Annotated in this window: 14 protein-coding genes; 5 read left to right on the top strand and 9 right to left on the bottom strand. The window is 51.1% G+C overall.

Going from position 1 to position 17,073, the window contains the following annotated elements; genetic code table 11:
* Positions 1–29: 29 nt before the first annotated feature.
* A complete protein-coding gene (locus tag NOC_RS11900; RefSeq protein WP_002810537.1) occupies positions 30–3,635 on the top strand; it encodes a DUF1631 family protein in 3,606 nt (1,201 codons plus the stop codon).
* 95 nt (positions 3,636–3,730) lie between these two features.
* Here NOC_RS11900 and NOC_RS11895 read toward each other — a convergent pair whose 3' ends face one another.
* On the bottom strand, positions 3,731–4,522 hold the full coding sequence (locus NOC_RS11895; protein ID WP_002809455.1) for a DUF1499 domain-containing protein: 792 nt from the start codon (positions 4,520–4,522) through the stop codon (positions 3,731–3,733).
* 109 nt (positions 4,523–4,631) lie between these two features.
* On the opposite strand from NOC_RS11895, the gene NOC_RS11890 reads away from it, so the two are divergent.
* The gene (locus NOC_RS11890) at positions 4,632–5,363 is read left to right on the top strand and encodes a metal-dependent hydrolase (protein ID WP_002810030.1); all 732 of its coding nucleotides are present in this window, start codon (positions 4,632–4,634) and stop codon (positions 5,361–5,363) included.
* On the opposite strand, the gene NOC_RS11885 is transcribed toward NOC_RS11890, so the two are convergent.
* The 4 genes from NOC_RS11885 to NOC_RS11870 all read right to left on the bottom strand — a co-directional run bounded on the left by NOC_RS11885 (position 5,335) and on the right by NOC_RS11870 (position 9,654).
* Complete coding sequence (locus NOC_RS11885) at positions 5,335–5,676, bottom strand: 4a-hydroxytetrahydrobiopterin dehydratase (RefSeq protein WP_002810485.1); 342 nt, start codon at positions 5,674–5,676, stop codon at positions 5,335–5,337. The genes NOC_RS11890 and NOC_RS11885 overlap by 29 nt on opposite strands.
* Positions 5,677–5,715: 39 nt before the next feature.
* Entirely contained in the window at positions 5,716–7,758 is a 2,043-nt protein-coding gene (fusA, locus tag NOC_RS11880) for an elongation factor G (RefSeq protein ID WP_002809445.1), read from the bottom strand.
* A 223-nt stretch (positions 7,759–7,981) separates the two neighbouring features.
* Positions 7,982–8,866: a polyphosphate kinase 2 family protein gene (locus NOC_RS11875; protein ID WP_002809537.1), complete on the bottom strand. Its 885-nt coding sequence runs from the start codon at positions 8,864–8,866 to the stop codon at positions 7,982–7,984.
* A gap of 143 nt (positions 8,867–9,009) precedes the next feature.
* Complete coding sequence (locus NOC_RS11870) at positions 9,010–9,654, bottom strand: NfeD family protein (RefSeq protein WP_002810338.1); 645 nt, start codon at positions 9,652–9,654, stop codon at positions 9,010–9,012.
* A gap of 55 nt (positions 9,655–9,709) precedes the next feature.
* Here NOC_RS11870 and NOC_RS11865 point away from each other — a divergent pair, with 55 nt between their 5' ends.
* Positions 9,710–10,774, top strand: a complete 1,065-nt coding sequence (locus NOC_RS11865; RefSeq protein WP_002810681.1) for a D-alanine--D-alanine ligase family protein — start codon at positions 9,710–9,712, stop codon at positions 10,772–10,774.
* Positions 10,775–10,831: 57 nt separating this feature from the next.
* On the opposite strand, the gene NOC_RS11860 is transcribed toward NOC_RS11865, so the two are convergent.
* From NOC_RS11860 to NOC_RS11845, 4 genes are all read right to left on the bottom strand, one after another.
* Positions 10,832–12,865, bottom strand: a complete 2,034-nt coding sequence (locus NOC_RS11860; protein ID WP_002808822.1) for a CocE/NonD family hydrolase — start codon at positions 12,863–12,865, stop codon at positions 10,832–10,834.
* A 2-nt stretch (positions 12,866–12,867) separates the two neighbouring features.
* Entirely contained in the window at positions 12,868–13,806 is a 939-nt protein-coding gene (locus NOC_RS11855) for a hypothetical protein (protein ID WP_002808607.1), read from the bottom strand.
* Between the two features lie 307 nt (positions 13,807–14,113).
* Complete coding sequence (locus NOC_RS17525) at positions 14,114–14,386, bottom strand: hypothetical protein (RefSeq protein WP_147094466.1); 273 nt, start codon at positions 14,384–14,386, stop codon at positions 14,114–14,116.
* A 105-nt stretch (positions 14,387–14,491) separates the two neighbouring features.
* A complete protein-coding gene (locus NOC_RS11845; RefSeq protein ID WP_002810065.1) occupies positions 14,492–15,775 on the bottom strand; it encodes an RNA-guided endonuclease InsQ/TnpB family protein in 1,284 nt (427 codons plus the stop codon).
* Between NOC_RS11845 and NOC_RS11840 the strand changes: the two genes are divergently transcribed.
* Positions 15,759–16,052 (top strand): hypothetical protein, encoded by a 294-nt coding sequence (locus tag NOC_RS11840; RefSeq protein WP_036497441.1) that lies wholly within the window; start codon positions 15,759–15,761, stop codon positions 16,050–16,052. The two genes, NOC_RS11845 and NOC_RS11840, sit on opposite strands and share 17 nt — an antisense overlap.
* A 128-nt stretch (positions 16,053–16,180) precedes the next feature.
* On the top strand, positions 16,181–17,050 hold the full coding sequence (yghU, locus tag NOC_RS11835) for a glutathione-dependent disulfide-bond oxidoreductase (RefSeq protein ID WP_011330900.1): 870 nt from the start codon (positions 16,181–16,183) through the stop codon (positions 17,048–17,050).
* Positions 17,051–17,073: the final 23 nt, after the last annotated feature.

Below are 17,073 nucleotides of genomic sequence, written 5' to 3'. Positions count from 1 at the left end.
TCCATTAGTCAATACAGATAGAGTTTAGTATGTATACACCGCAGGAGCGTAAGCTAGATCGCCGCGCCTTTCCGCGCCAACCCGTACAGATGGATGCTTATATCAATAGCGCACGATTAGGGCGGCGCGAGGTGGAAATTCGAGATTTTTGCCTGGGCGGATTATTTTTGGTCCCTAGGGATTCCCAGGCGGCTTATATTCAGTTTCGAGGGCATACGGGCGAGACGATCACCGTCCATCTCTCTTGTCCAACACCTGCCGGTCATAAGGATTTTTCGCTTAATGTCCGTATGGCGCGAGTGTCTGAAGGAGGAATAGGCGTAGCATTTTCCAAGCCTGGGCCCGAGGTATTGCAAGTTCTCCACTATCTTACCGCCCAGTCACGGCGAGTTCCTCCCAAGCCGACACCGGCGCTGAAACGAACTGTGCACCCCGATGAGCGAAAAGGTAAGCAAGGAGACAATGCGCTCATAAAAGCTTGCCAGCAGCAAATAATTGATTTTTCTCCTATAATTTTAAGGGATTTTTTTGAGCGGCTGGATGAAGCCTTATTTCTCTGTGCCAGGGATGCGGAAAATAATCTGGAGCAAACCTTCTATCTTGATGCCATTGAAGAAATAAAAGGTCATCGCCCGCAGGTTGAGGAACACTGGCAAAAAAAGATTCTGGCGCGACTAAGCGCCTTGGGCACCACAGGTAATGCTCCTCTTCCTCCGCGAGAGGATAAGACGGAGTCTTCGAAGCTTTCCATGGTAGACAAGGACGAATTTGAAGATTGGTTAGCGATTGCCGAAGCCGTATCGAAAATGGAGGCCCGCTATGCAGATCCATTATTTGAGCTTGAGAAGCGCTTTAGCCGCCTGGCGGGGGAGAGCCTTGATAAGGAAAATAACCCTGTGGGGCCAAGGGCTATTTGCCGGGCGCTGCAAGAAGCAATACGGGATCTAGAGATAAGCCATTATATCAAGCAACGTATCTACAAGGTATTCAAGGAGACGGCTGAAGACAAATTAAGTTTATTGTACAATAACTTAAATGAACTACTAAGAGGGGAAGGCATTTTGCCATCCCTAGAACGGAAATTCGCCGCCCCCCAGAGGCAAAGTACTCTAAAGAAAGCTCTACCGTTTAGCGAGGAGTCGTCAGTTCAAGCCAATGGAGCCGCTTCTTCTTCAATGCCCGATAAACAAGAGGAAGCCCCGTTAAGCAATCCCGTCTCCCCTGCCTCCATATCCCCTTCTTCTGTCCTGAAACCGGAGACCCATGCTTTTGATCGCCCGCAACAAGCTGATTCTACTATAGCTACGGCTGAAGCTTACCGGGTGACTCGTGAATTACTGGGTTTATATAAACTAGGTGGACGGCGCCCAAGAGGAGGAGAAGAACCCTCGGGAAAGGCTGCGGCTAGCTCATTAAAGGCGAATAAGGCATTCGCGAATTCCAGCATGACCAGTGTTAGCGAGGATAGAATTGCTAAGCGGATGGCCCATCTTCTACCAGAGATCATGGAGCAGGAAGGCACTGTTCACAACGATCGCAGCAGTGCCGAAGCCTGCGAGCTTATGGAGATTACGGGTAACCTGCTGGTATCTATCTTAGAAGATAGTGTTCTGTCGGAGAATACGAAAAGCTGGATCGAGCAGTTGGAAGCCCCCTTACTGCGGCTCGCGGTCCTGGATAAAGCTTTTCTGCATTTGGAAGATCATCCCGCACGACAGCTTCTTAATCTATTGGCGCAGCTTGAAATTCCTCCAAGCGAGGAGCGCGATGACATCGATGCGCAACTTGAGGACAACATTGATTATTTGGTGGAATATATTGCTCGCGATTTTGATCAGGATGTTGCTATCTTTAACCGGGTTCTAGATGAGCTTAAGCATCTGCTTGAACAGCGGACTCAGTCTATTTCTAGCAATATTGCTCAGGTAGTTGAGAGCTATAAAGCACAACAAGAATTAAAAAAAAAGAGGCGGAGGATCGCCGAGAAGCAGCTAGAAGCAGGGCTGGGTGGTGCCGGCGATAGTCGTTGGGGCGATCCAATGCCGAGCGTTAAAAATAGAGAGGAGGATCCGGAAGAGTGGGTAAATCGAGCTAAACAGCTACCTCTCCATTGCTGGGTACAATTTGCTGATGGGCAAAATCACCTGCGGCGTTTGCAGCTGGTGTGGGTTGCCGAAGATTGTACTACCTTTGTCTTTGTGGACTCTAAAGGTAGAAAAGCCGCCACTTTGAGTCTTAATGAAGTTGCAATGCAGCTCCGCCGGGGAACAGCCACGGTGCTAGAAGATGCGAATGTCCCTCTTTTGGATCGGGCGCAATACGCGGTTCTGCAAAAATTCCACAGCCATATTGCTTATGAGGCGACCCACGATCCCCTGACCGGATTGGTTAACCGCAAGGAATTCGAACAGCAGGCAAACCGGGCTCTAGCCAAGGCAGATCATGAAGCTCAATCCTATGTCTTGCTCTACTTGGATCTAGATCAGTTCAAAATTATCAACAGCACTTGTGGTTATGAGGCGGGAGATGCGCTATTAAAAGAAATTGCCAGCTTGCTAACGGAATTCTTGCCTGATGGAGGAATTTTGGCCCGTTTAGGGGATAATCAATTTGGAGTATTGCTAAATCAATGTTCCCATGATGAGGGCTGTGAGATTGCGGAGCAGCAACGAATTGCCATTGATAATCATAGGCTAGTTTGGAATAACAAGCGTTTATCTGTGGGTGCCAGTATTGGCTTGGTTTCCGTATCCGAGCAAAAATGCGACGCAGCTGTATTGTTGCAACGAGCAGAGGCAGCCTGCATGGAAGCAAAGGAGGCGGGAAGAAACCGCATTCAAGCTTGCGAGTTTGATGATGAGGAGTTTAGGCGCCGGCATGGCATGATAGAGTGGGTTGCGAGAATCGATGAAGTATTGGAAGATGGTCGGTTGCAGCTATGGTGTCAGCGAATTACCCCCATTGCGGATCATTTAGAAATGGAACCCCATTATGAGATCTTGCTACGTCTCCGGGACCAGGATGGGCGGTGGATCGCCGCTGGGGAGTTTATTCAGACGGCGGAGTTCTATCATCGGATGGCGGCTATCGATCAATGGGTGATTCAATCTGCTTTTCGGTGGATGGCTGATCATAAGGAGAGGCTAGAGCAGCTTGGAGGGATAGCGATCAACCTTTCAGGGCAATCCTTGAATGATAGGCGGCTAGTGACATTTATAAAACGTGAATTTGCCAGAACCGGGGTGCCTCCCCAGCGAGTTTGCTTTGAAATTACGGAAACCGCTGGCGTTGCTAATCTCTCCCATTCCGCCCAGTTGATTGAGGCAGTGAAGGATTTAGGCTGTCATTTTTCATTAGATGATTTTGGCAGTGGCTTGTCCTCCTATTCATATCTAAAAAACCTGCCGGTAGATTATCTTAAGATTGATGGAGCATTTGTGAAAGACATTGCTACCAGTCCCAGCGACTATGCAGTGGTCAAATCTATTAATGAAATCGGCCATTTTATGGGCAAGAAAGTGATTGCTGAATTTGTAGAAAGCAAGGCTATTTTGGCGAAACTTCAAGAAATTGGCGTTGATTTCGCGCAAGGATATGGTATAGAGCCACCCCAAATCTTGAGCGCAATAGAATAAAGGACGAAATATAGTCCCATCTTGCCTTTAGAAATCTATGTGGCATAGATTTGTGCTCTTTATCTCATTGATTGATATTTATTATTGATGGGTGTTCATGCCGCGCGTTCTTTTAGTGCCGCCAAAAAGGCGCGAATCCGGCGTGCATTGGTGCCGACATCGCTGCGGCCTACCCGTGATACGGAACGGATATCAACTCTAGAGCCGTCGTCAAAGGGCGTGATACGAACGACAACATCGTCGCTAAAACCAAACCAGAGGGTTGTATCCGTAGCTTCGAGACGGATGCCGCCCTTCGCCGTTTCGCGAGATTCAACGGCTATTACCTTCCATCCTAGGCTGCGGGCGATGGTCAATGCTTCATCCAATGTGGTCTTAGGGTTGAGGGGCAAACGGAGAGGTTTAATATCCGGGTAGGCTTTTTGTTGCTGAACAGCAATGCTGGGGCCACCGTAGTAGGAGGGGTTAGGAGCCTCGGCACGCACGGGCAGGAGCGCTGAAAAGGCAGGCGGATTATCGGTGTCGGTAGTGATATCGTGGATGGGAGGCACGGAACGCGCCATAAGCAGCCAATAGAGCGGGATTGACACCAGCGCTAAACTGAGTGCCAGACCAAGCAGGGCATGCCAGAAGCCTCGCCGTTTTCGCTGTGGTCGAGTGCGGAAAGCGCCCCACAATGATAATACAATGGCGGCTAATGCACCGAAAGAAGCCCAGCGCAGAATTAAAAAGCCGGTGGTAAAGTGCCACGCCCCGAGACGATGTCCAAATCCTGACGAGACTGCTGCTAATGCACTTAAAGAAGCAATCGTGATACCTAGGAGAGCAACCCAGTCAAGGGGCTGTTGAGGGGAATGTTGCTGACTGTTAAGGGGATCTTTCTTCATTAAATTGATAACTCGCTATGGCTAGAGAGCAATTGGATAAAATCTACATTTGGGAGAACATAACTATAGCATTAGCTCGCCTGCGCTTGTCTAGCTGAGTCCGTGAACGGTGGCAGACTTTAATACGCATATAGTAGGTGCAGCGGCGGTAAGCGGTACAGGGACTACCGTGCTGATGATGGCGGATACCTTTCCGTCCCAGGCGCTAGCGGGATTTTTTATTTTAGGTGTGATAGGGGGAATCCTGCCCGACATCGATTCCGAGAGTTCCGTCCCCATTCGCTGGGCATTTAATGGGCTAGGGATCATAACCGGTTTCTTCTTGGTTTTATACTTTGGCGCTCATTATTCTCTTGTGGAATTGGTTCTATTATGGGGCGCTTCTTTTGTATTTATTCGCTACGCCGTATTTTCATTGTTTACCCAACTGACTGTTCACCGGGGGCTTATTCATTCCATTCCTGCGGCGTTGTTTTTTTCCTTAGGGACGGTGGTGCTTGCGGTGCGAGTATTTGAAGTGGGAGTGCTCACTGCCTGGCTTTGCGGCACTTTTGTATGTTTAGGTTTTTTGACTCATTTAACCTTAGATGAGCTGTATAGCGTCGATCTGAAGGGGGTACGCATAAAACGCTCTTTTGGTACGGCGCTGAGTTTAGGGAGTTTCCGAACTCCCCTAAAAACGGCATTGCTCTATCTGCTAACGGGGACCTTATATTATTTAGCCCCCCCCGCAGATAGTTTTTTAGCGTTTGTCTTCAATCCCCGTTTACATCGGTTATTACTTGAACGGCTGCTGCCTACAGTGGAGTGGTTTAGTGTTTCAGCAATTGATCTGTTTTAGCCGCCATGATGAAATCATTTTTATGCAGTCCTTTTATTTTATGGGACCACCAAGTCACGGTGACTTGGCCATACTCCGTTAAAATAGCGGGATGATGTCCAGCCTCTTCCGCGAGGGCACCGGTTTTATTGGTAAAGTCCAAGGCTTCAGCAAAATTACCAAATTTAAAAACTCGCTGCAGACGGCGAACCTCGTCTTCTTCAATGATTTCCCAGTCAGGAACTTGGGGATGGAGTTCTCTAATTTCATCTTCGCTCACTCGTGGTGCTTCTGGACGACAGGCTTCGCATTGCATGGTGGATAAATCTTCCATTGCTCCTCCTTAAATAGTGATTGTACATTTTGCCTTAGGTTAGTGTTTCGCATTAGCGCCATAGTGCTTGACCAGTCCTTTTTGGGTGCTGGCGAGAGTCGGTTCATAATGGCTGAACTCCATGGAATAGGCGCCCGCCCCGCTGGTAAGAGATTTAAGGCGCGCGGCATAATCCCTGAGCTCAACCAGGGGGACTTGAGCCTTGATGGTGACTTGGCCATTGCCGTGGGTATCGCTCTGATTGATGCGGCCACGGCGGGCGGCAAGATCTCCCGTGATATCTCCGACATGACTATGAGGGATAGTCACCTCCAGGTTGGTCAAAGGCTCTAGTACGATGGGGGCTGCTTTAAGGGCGGCGTTCAGAAATGCTTTCTTGCCCGCAATGATAAAGGCAATTTCTTTAGAATCGACGGGATGGTGTTTGCCGTCAATGGCGGTAACCCGTAAATCTTGCAAGGGATAGCCTGCAATAGCCCCTGATTCTAGTACTTGGCGGATACCTTTCTCCACCGCGGGGATGAATTGGGAAGGAATGGCGCCACCGGTAATTTTACTCATGAACTGGAAACCGACCCCCCGTGCTAAAGGTTCCACCTCAAGGAGCACTTCAGCAAATTGGCCGGCCCCTCCGGTTTGCTTCTTGTGCCGGTAATGCCCCTGTGCAGTTTGTGTGATGGTTTCCCGGTAGGGGATGCTGGGGGGATGAGTCGCCACTCGGACATGGTAGCGGTCATCCATCTTTTCTAGCACCACGCGCAGATGGTATTCGCCAAGGCCACGCAGCACTGTCTCATTGGTGGTCATGTCATGTTCGATACGCAGACAGGGATCTTCGGCAACGAGTTTGTGCAACACATCGGATACTTTTTGTTGATCGCTGCGGCTTTTGGGCTCGAGGGCCAACCCCGCGAGGGGTGTGGGGTAACCCATGGGATCGGCATGCACCTCGTCTTCTTCATGGGAGCTGTGCAAAATGGCGTCTAGATGCAAATCTTCCACTTTTGCCATCGCGCAAATATCTCCTGGAATGGCTTCCGCCATTTCTTGGTGCTCTTTTCCCTGTAGCCGGAATAAGTGGGATACCTTGAAGGTTTTCTCACCGCCATCAATAAGGAGGTGCTGGCCTTTGCGGATGACTCCCCGGTGGACGCGCAGGGTTCCCAATTTGCCGACAAAGGGGTCATATTCCACTTTAAACACATGGGCAAGCATGGGTTTATCCGCCTCGGGTAATGCCAACAGGCGCTGGGTGATCTCGCCATAACCTTTTACGAAAACATGGGGTGTTCCTTCCAACGGATTAGGGGCAAGATTAACGAAGATATCAAGCAGTTCTTGGATTCCGGCGTTTGTATGGGCCGAGGCAAAGCAGACCGGAATCAGATGGCCTTCCCGCAAAGCGGCCTCAAAGGGGGCATGGAGCTGCTCGGAGGTAATGTTTCCTCCTGCCAGGTAGCGTTCCATGATTGCTTCATCAACTTCAACGACTTGATCCAAAAGCGCCGTATGGGCTTCGATAACCGAAGAAAAATCGGTTTCGCCCGAATCCCGGTTAAAGCAATCAATGACTGTAGCGCCTCCTTTGGCGGGAAGATTGATAGGCAGACATTCTGCACCGAAGAGAGTTTGAATTTCCGCCAAAACCGTTTGCAAGCGAGTAGGTGCCGCATCGGTTTTGTTAACGACCATAATGCAGGGCATTCGATGGACGCTCACCTGTTCCATCAGACGCCGAGTCATGGTCTCAATACCCGGCTGGGCATTGATAACCATCACCACTGTTTCCACCGCCGGGAGAACGCTCAGAGTCCGGCCGACGAGATCCGGATCACCCGGTGTGTCAATGAGATTGATGCGGCAGCCCTGATAGTCCAACCCTATTAGCGAGGCATTCAAAGAATGTTGATGGCGTTGTTCTTGGGGATCAAAATCGCTGACCGTATCGCCTTTTTCCACGCTCCCTGGCATGCCGCGTATCCCTGCTTGGTACAGTAAGGCTTCGACTAGAGTAGTTTTCCCGCAGGCAGTATGCCCAACCAAGGCGATGTTGCGAATATCTTCTGTTCTATAGTCAGCCATAATTTAAAGTATAGCCGATGAATCTCAACAGGAAGAATCTAGATCAAAAGATATAAACTAAACAAATGGTTAGGCTGCTAACCAGCCCCGCGTAATTTAAAGAGTGCTAAGCATCTCGGGTCTGTTAAACGGGGGGGTTATCATGTTTCTATTTTCAGCTTGCCGGTGATTGGATTGATACCAATCACACAAAACAAGTTTTTTTAAATCGCCATGGATACGTTCAGGCCTGCAACAGTTTCTTCCGAAATTGTTGCAATTCGTCGCGGCGTTCCGGCGTGACTTCAGGGTACTCCATATCTAGTGATTTAAGCTGCTCTAGGATGATCTGGGCGACGATGAGCCGCATATTTTTCTTGTCATCCGCGGGAACCACAAACCAGGGAGCATTTTTTGTGGCCGTGGCGTTGATGGCGTCCTGATAAGCCTGCTGATAATCGTCCCAGAATTTGCGTTCCTTGACGTCGCCTTCGGAGAACTTCCAGTTTTTGTCGGGTTCATCGATTCGATCCAGAAACCGTTGCCTTTGTTCGTCCCGTCCCAGGTGTAGAAAAAACTTCAACACCCGCGTGCCGTTATGCCAGAGATGTTTTTCAAAATCACGAATGGATGTATAGCGCTGTCGCCAAAGCTCTTCCAGGTTGTCTGTCCGGTTGGCAGGCAACCTTTGCATCGACTGCACTATCTCTGGATGGACTTTGACGACTAGAACTTCTTCATAATAGGAGCGATTGAAAATGCCGATTCGGCCGCGCTGGGGCAATCGCACAGTTGTCCGCCAGAGAAAGTCGTGGTCTAATTCTTCAGCGCTTGGTTCCTTAAAGGCGTGGACGGTAATCCCGTGGGCGTTCACACCCGACATAATCGCCCGAATCGTTCCATCCTTGCCAGCCGCATCCATTGCCTGAAAGACTAGCAGCATGCTGTAGCGGTCATGGGCGTACATCATCCGCTGCAGGTCGTTGATCTTTTTCTGAGACGCCTTTATCAGCTTACGGTAGTCCGCCTTGTTTTGGTAGATATTTTTGATCTTGGTCTCGTGTTCGTTCAGCTTGACGGCTTTTTTTCCCGTGAAGGTGAATGTGTCGGTGTTAATGGAGCGCGGCATCGGTTTAATTTCCCTGGGTAAGCTTCTTCTTCAATGAGCCTTGCGATCACGAAAGTCGCTTTTGCATAAATTCTAGTGTTTTAGAGCCTAAATTTTTTTATTATCTTGACTTAAGCGAACAAAGCGATAGGGGATTATTAAACCTATTGGGGAAGGCTGTCCACATAAAGCGTCAGACCCTCGCGGGAAATCACCTCTACCTTCTTTCCCGCTTCGATATTGTCGCCATTCAGAGAGACGGCGTGCCATAACTCTCCATTGATTATAATCTTGCCTTTGGGAGTGAGTGGTTGGATTGCTCTTCCCTCTTGATAAAGCAGCCCTTCTCCTCCGAGCCAAGAGCGGCTGTCGTATTGGTAATAGAGCGCCCCATAAAGCCGTTCGTAGCGAACAATACTGCCTCCCAAGCTCAGAGCTGCCGCCATGCCAAAACTGCTGATTAGAATACTCCACCAATAGCCGGAGAAAATATCTAGGAGAACAGCCGCCAATATCAAAAGAGTTAGAGCGATTAAAAGATAGAGACTCCAAGTTGCAGCCGTTAATAGCAGCTCAAATAGAGATAAATAATGTACCAAAATTCGGTTCCGTTCAAAGCGCCGCTCTTTACGGGTAATGCGATGGAATAAATATCGCCAATAAAGCCCGCCGTAAAGGGTCCCCACCAAAATACCGAGAACGAGGGCATCGAGGTGGGCGGGAATATCTTCCCGCCTAAGCCATAATAGGCTACCGCATATTGCACCTATGAAGGCAGTATTCCATATTACCCGAACGTGCCTAACCATGATTAACCAATTTTGCGTGAGAATAATTAACTTAATCAAATTTTAAGAAACTGACATGCCTATAAATAGGAAGCCGCTTTTCCCTTGTATCACGATAATTTTAGGTGATCCGCGCCTACCAGATAAATCTAAAATTGATGATCGCTTTAGTACCGAGGACTTAGAGGCTATCGACAGGGCTAAGGAGGCCCTGGGAGAGCTGCGTGATTACCAGTTCACTTACTTAGATAACCATTCGGCGTTGCTGCCCCAGCTTATCGCAGATCCCCCGGATTTTGTTCTCAATTTTTGTGATACGGGCTATAAAAACCGCGCCCGTCAAGAACTCCATGTCCCGGCGTTTCTGGAGATGCTGGGAATCCCCTATAGTGGCGCGAGGCCCGCTTGTCTCGGACTATGTTATGACAAATCCCTGGTGCGATCGGTGGCGAAAACTCATGGTGTTCCCGTGCCTGCCGAAACCTTTGTCCACGGCAATGACCTTAATGGAGCGATACTTAAAAATTTCCCTGCCTTAATTAAACCTAACCGAGGAGATGGCAGTGTGGGAATCACGGAGAATTCCCTGGTGTATGACGAACCGCAAGCCCACGCTTATATCAATAAGCTGGCTATGGAATTTCCCAACTGTGATCTGCTTATCCAAGAGTTTTTACCTGGCGATGAATATAGCGTGGGCTTACTTGGTAATCCATCTTCTGGCTTTAAGATATTGCCTATTCTGAAAGTGGACTATAGCAGGCTGGCGGCGCACCGCTTGCCCCCCATCCTGGCCTATGCCTCCAAGGTCGATTCTGCCTCGCCTTATTGGACGGATATCCAATACGCTAAAGCCGCTATGGATGAGGGCCTGCGCCAGCGCTTGGTAGGTTATTGCAGGCTGCTGTTCGAGCGGTTGGGCTGCCGGGATTATGCCCGGTTCGATTTTCGCGCCGATGTCCAGGGCGAAGTTAAACTGCTGGAAGTGAACCCTAACCCTGCCTGGTGTTGGGATGGCAAGTTAAACTTGATGGCGGGATTTGCTGGGTACCGTTATGGAGAGTTATTAGAGTGGATTCTCCAAGCGGCTCAGGCTCGATACGCTAAGAAGCAAGGTATATTTTCAGAGGAGCCCCCTTAAAGATTGAACGCGCAGCTGACAGATAGCGAGCCGCTCGCGGGGATAGAGTAAGTGAGGTTAGACTAAATCACGGGGGATAGTCTCCTCCCAGCTGCGGGAGAAAACCAAAGTCTCGCCTTCATAAGCCTCCAGATCGGCGTGGAGGTGAAAGCTATTCCAGTTTGAGGACAGACGGGTTCGGGCCTTAATCCGAATTTCCCAGTCGCCGCGGCGGAGCAGGGCATTCTGCTCGTTTTCGGCCTGAGCCGAGAGTGGATCAGTTTCGCCGATACGAAAGCGTTTTAAAATCGTGTGGCCAAGGTCTAAGTCGATGGCATGGAGATGAGCCACTGCCGCTCCATCGAAATCGCCGCCATCGCTGAAAATGGTATACAAGGTTTCATTAGTGGAAAGGTTACGTTCAATAGTGCGCTGGAACCTTGCTGGCCGCAAGGTCATATGCGCGGGGGCGGGTGCTCTTTCTGGTTGTTCAAAAGGGCGGAGCGATTGGTCTTGGGGATCGGGGGAGCGCACAGGTAAGTCCAGATAGCTTTTGCCCGTGAACAGAGTTAAATGAACGGGTTCTGGAGAAGGCCATGCCACCGGCCAGTAGCTGGTGGAGATTGCCAGTCGGAGGGTATGGCCCGGAGGGAAGGCATGGGCGATGTCATTGAGCTGAACCCGCACGGTATAGCGCCGACCTGGTTTTAAAGGTTCAGGGAATTCATGGCTATTATGGTGGGTGAGGTTGAGTAGACCGTAGCTCACCCGGCTTGAGGCCCCATTGGGCGCAACGTCATTCAGACGTACGGCGATGAGAGCACAAGGACGATCAAAGGCAAGTTCCAGGGTGGCTACGGGTGCCCCCAGAATTTCCAGGTGCTGGTCTAATGGGACGGAATCAAAGGTTAGGGATTTGCCATCATCTTCCCGCTGGTCAGTAGGCATTTCCCCATCCGCGCCAAAGCCGCACCAGTCGCCGGCCGCCAGACCCGTTGTCTGCGGGGACTGGAACGTCAGTTTGGTTTCGGTGGTGGCCTCCTGCTCCAGGCGGTTAGGGTTTAATATCAGCCGCAAGGGCCTAATTCGTGGAGAAGGCCAACAGCGTTCCGCCACCCAACGGCCGGGGCGTTCTTCGTAAAAGGGTTGTGGCGGCAGGCTTTCCTGCATCCACACCCGATACATGGGTTCTTCCATAATTCCCCGATCGATTCCTTTGAGCCAGTGATCCCACCAGCGTAGCGCTTCCTGTAAAAAGCCAATGGCGGGTCCAGGCGCGCTCTCATGGGGAAAACTATGGGTCCAGGGACCGATTAATCCCTTGCGAGGCACGGACAGCCCTTCTAGGAGCCGGGGAATGGCATTGGAGTAGGCGTCGGCCCAGCCGCCAATGGCGTATACGGGGCAGCGGATACGGCTATAGTCCTCGCACACCGAGCCATGCCGCCAGTAGCTATCGCGCCGGGGGTGGCGCAGCCATACTTCGGGAAATAAAACGGCATGCTGCAACCGCTCCATCCACATTTCCCGCCAGCGCTCGCCCACCAGTTCCGGATCGGGGGGATAAGCATTAAAGGTTAGTAAGACCGAGCCCCAGGTCAGGTTTTCGTTGAGCAAGCAGCCGCCCATGTAATGGGCATCATCGGCATAGCGATCATCCGTGGAGCAGAGGGTGATGATTGCCTTAAGGGCCGGGGGCTGCAGGGCCGCTACCTGGAGGGAGTTGAATCCCCCCCAGGAAATGCCCATCATCCCGATAGCGCCGGAACACCAAGGCTGGGAGGCGATCCAGCGGATAACCTCTATGGCGTCATCTTGTTCTTGCTGGAGGTATTCGTCCAGGAGCAGACCATCGGAGTCCCCGGAACCGCGAACATCTACCCGTACGGCGGCATAACCGTGACCAGCGAAGTAGTGATGCATGGGTTCGTCGCGGGGACGGGTGAAATCCCGCTTGCGGTAGGGGATATACTCAAAAATGGCCGGTACGGGGGATTGCGTAGCATCCTCGGGTAGCCAGATTCGGGCCGCTAGACGGCAGCCATCAGACATGGAAATCCAACAATTTTCGATCTCGCGCACCCGCCGGGGGAATGAAGTAATGACTTTCATAATTATTCAATGGTTACTTTATCGGCACGGATCTCCTGGGTTGACCAGAAGGTTAATGCCAATCGCTCCCGAGCGGTAAGTCCGGCTTCCAGGTCCCAGCAGTTCACTATGGCCAGGCGAAAGCCGCCAGGGGGCATGGCGTGGGTTTCAGGCGGTTTATCCGGTAAAAAGGTTATCTGAAGGCTGGAAATGCCGGGTTGGGCTAGGATTTCATCCATGGTTTCATGTTTAAGGTCTGGATAAATCAATCCATGAGCGCCAAACAAAACCACGCTATAGCCGGTGCGGCGTTGATCATCCTGATAGCGCCAACGATGGTGGGCATAGAGTTCAACAATGGCGTCTAGCCAGCCTGGGCCATACAAATCAGGCCATTGGTCGGCGAAGCGCAGATGCGCTTCGATAATCTTGCCGCCAATGGTTTCTAGATTGACGGCGCCGGTGTAATCTTTTAGATGCTGGCGCAGCCACGCTCCGCAATAACTCTCGATGGCAGGATGGGATTCTGCAAGAATAGTCCAATAATCAAATAGGCCCCCTTCAAGCGCTTTGCCAATGGTGTGGCGCCACCATTTAGGCTCCCCGTTGACTACCGTTACATCAGTGCTGACATGTTCGCCTTCCAAGAGGGGCATCCACATATGTCCTGGTGCTTGTTCGAGTTCGTATTGTTCGGCGGAATCAATGATTTTACTGCCAGTTCCCATGCCGCGGAGGTTGTAGATGGGTTTACTGAATACCGGAAAGCTGGACGGCAGAATGTCGTGGGGTGCGTAGTCCAAACCCTGGTTTTCACAAATTAACATTTTGTTATAAATCCAGCGGTATTGGGGGTAGAGCCGCCATGCTAATTCATCGTCCGTAGGAATAAGCACATCTTTGGGGCAGGCGATATTCTCGAAATACTGAGCGCGCCAGGGATCTTTTTCTACGATTGGCATATTTTATTAACCCTTGGCTTTACGCCACAAATTTTGGTGCTTTTAATACTTGGGTAAGTCTATTCATCGTTGAATTCAGAGTCTAGTTTGGTAGCTGCTTCGTTGCCATCCCAATGGCGGAACCCAGGTCAAGCTAGGGGACAGAATTACGCTCCGACCTCATGCTAGCTTTTTAGCACTAGCAACGTCCATTAAGTTGGCGAGTCTATTTTCAAGTGCCCCTTTAAGGTTGGCATAGGACTGAAAAGCGGAAAAAAGCAGCCAGCGGTATTGGATAAAACGCCAGAGGATTTTGATGAGGTGGAGTTCAGGGCCATAGGGGGCAGGTAGTAGAGGAAAAGTCCTGCTTTTTCCCCTGCGGGGAGAGGCGTTTCGAAAGCCTGGCGGGTGTGCTGAGGGACCTTGTCCGTCCAGCCTCTCCAGGGGTGGACCGGGTGAGGGTTGGACAAAGGGCATTGAAACAGGCAATGATCACCGCGCTATCCACGCGGCCTTCAAAGTCAAAGGGGCGCAGAAGACCTTGGGGATGGAGAAAGCCGAGGACGTTGACCCGCGACTTTTTTGGCCATAGGCGCTTCAATTCATTCGCCTAACCACCCTCATTTGGAGTTTGCGGCTAAGTCTCGTTCGCTTGTTCCCGACAAGCTCCCTCGCCTTGCTACAATTCGCGTTTCCACGGAGTTCTTTAGTAGCCATAAGCCACCTCCGGTTTGTGTACCCCTCCACGCGCATCACTTCCGGTCCTCCCAACCGTAGCTAACCTTAAAATATTTTTAGCCGCGTTAATATCGCGGTCATGGACTGTTTGGCAGTCCGGGCAAGTCCACTCGCGAACATTGAGCGGCATCTCCTCTTGTACCGCAGCGCATTCGCTACAGGCTTTGCTGGTCGGCGCCCACCTATCCACTTGCCTAAACGCCCGGCCATACCACGGGGCTTTGTATTCCAGTTGCCGCTTGAGTTCGTGCATGCCCACATCGCCCAAGGCTTTAGCGATGCGCCGGTTGGCCATCATGCCCCTGACGTTGAGCGTTTCCATGGCAATGAACCCCGCCTGGCGAATCAGTGCCGTGGTGAGTTTGTGCAACCAGTCCTGACGGGTGTTGCTCACCCTGGCATGGGCCTTGGCGACCCTTACTCGCTGACGATGCCAGCGAACGCTTCCCTTGCGCTTGCGGGATAGCCTGCGCTGGGTTTTGGTGAGTAGACGCCGATAAGTGCGTAGGTGCCGTGGGTTGCCTGACTTCCAGCCCTCGGAGGTCACCACCACATCGCTTATACCCACATCAATACCGATACCGTTTGGCTTTCGCGGTAGGGGTTGGAGGGTTTCCTCGCACATGAACGAAACACAATAACAACCCGCGCAGTCCTGGGTGACCGAGACCATTTTGGGTATACCCTGGGGCTTACGAGACCATTTTAAACTGAGTGCCCCAAGCTTGGGGAGTTTAAGCAACTTGCCCGCTCGATACCTTCCCGCTACCTGGCGTTGGTCAAGTTGATAGCGGATGCTTTGAGCGTGGGCTCTTTTTTTGAAACGGGGATACTTCGCTCGCCCTGCAAAGAAGTTTTTAAACGCGGTGTCCTGGTCTCTAAGCTTTTGATTGAGTGTGGTCGCGCTGGCCTCTTTTAACCAACCATAGGCCGCCGTCTTTTTTAGCTTGGTGAGGTGCCCGCTAAAGTCAACGCCGCTAACATGCTTGTCGTGCAGCCGGTATTGACGGCCACGCCAGGTCAGACAGGTGTTCCAGACCCACCGGGCATGGCCAAACTCCATCGCGAGTTGCTGGCGCTGGACGCTCGTGGGGTAAAAGCGGAATGTATAGGACCGCTGAAGGGTGGTAGAATCGCATTGGGTCATGGCCTCAATACTCGTCCTATTGGGTCGGTGGCAAGTGGCTAGGGGGTACTGATAATACTGCCTAGCCGCGCTTATTCTACCGCCAATTTTGCCCGCCGCAGACATCACTTTATGCGGCCCTCGCGATCGATGCGCCACTTCGTTTCGCACGCTCGCTGGGGGGGGTCGTCGTACATCCCTGTATTCCTTCGATGTTGTCCCTGGGCTGGCCAAATTAAGGGCGCAGGGACATACCCTGGCCGCCTTCTCCAATGGACCTGAAGACGCCGTGCGCGCCCTGCTGATCAACTCAGGCATTATGGCGCAACTGCAGGATGCTGCGAAGATATTTGATCCCTGGTGCATTGAGCCAGATTTAGTGGTTAAGAATTTAATTGAATGAAGCGAGCAGTTTGGCAAATAAGGGCGGCCACAATTTAATAATGATTAAGTACCTCGCATAATTCTGAATAAAATTAAGACACAAAGCAGCCATTGCTAGCGCTATCAGTGCTTTTTAGTGAGGGTTTTATGAGTAACGAATACGTGACACCGAAGGTTTGGGTTTTTGAGGGTGAAAGTGGCGGTACCTGGTCTAAGATAAACCGCCCCGTGTCGGGGGCGACGCATGAGGCAACACTGCCAGTGGGGACTCAGCCACTGCAGCTTTATTCGATGGGAACACCCAATGGCCAGAAGGTTACTATCATGCTAGAAGAGCTCCTGGCCCTGGGCGAAGAGGGGGCTGAATACGATGCGCATTTGATTGAAATTGACGAGGGCGATCAATTCTCCACGGGTTTTGTGAAGGTTAACCCCAACTCTAAAATTCCTGCATTGCTTGATTGTTCAGCTGAAAACCCCATACGGATCTTCGAATCGGGCGCGATTTTGCTGTATCTGGCTGAGAAATTTGGCCATTTTTTACCGCGGCAGGTAGCAAAACGCACTGAGGTGCTCAATTGGCTGTTTTGGTTGCAGGGCTCGGCGCCCTACTTGGGTGGTGGCTTTGGTCACTTCTATTCCTACGCACCAGAGAAAATTGAGTACGCCATTAATCGCTTTACCATGGAAGTCAAACGCCAGCTCGACCTGCTCGATAAGCAACTTGCAGCAAGGCCTTTTATCGCTGGCGATGATTACAGCATTGCCGATATGGCGATATGGCCATGGTATGGAAATTTGGTACTGGGAAACTTGTACGACTCGGCTGACTTCCTGGATGTAAGGAGTTACCAAAATGCCAGGCGCTGGGCTGATGACGTAGGGCAGCGCCCCGCGCTACAGCGTGGACGTATAGTCAACCGAACCTGGGGAGAGCCATGGGAGGTGCTAGCCGAACGGCATGAAGCGTCAGACATTAACGAAGTACTGAAGCTAAAACCCTCAAAACCAAGCTAATACCCGGATGCAATTTGTATTCT

It is taken from the genome of Nitrosococcus oceani ATCC 19707 (genome assembly GCF_000012805.1).
Classification (GTDB): domain Bacteria; phylum Pseudomonadota; class Gammaproteobacteria; order Nitrosococcales; family Nitrosococcaceae; genus Nitrosococcus; species Nitrosococcus oceani.
The sequence above is the reverse complement of the archived record's forward strand: the minus strand, read 5'-3'. Positions and strand labels throughout refer to the sequence as shown.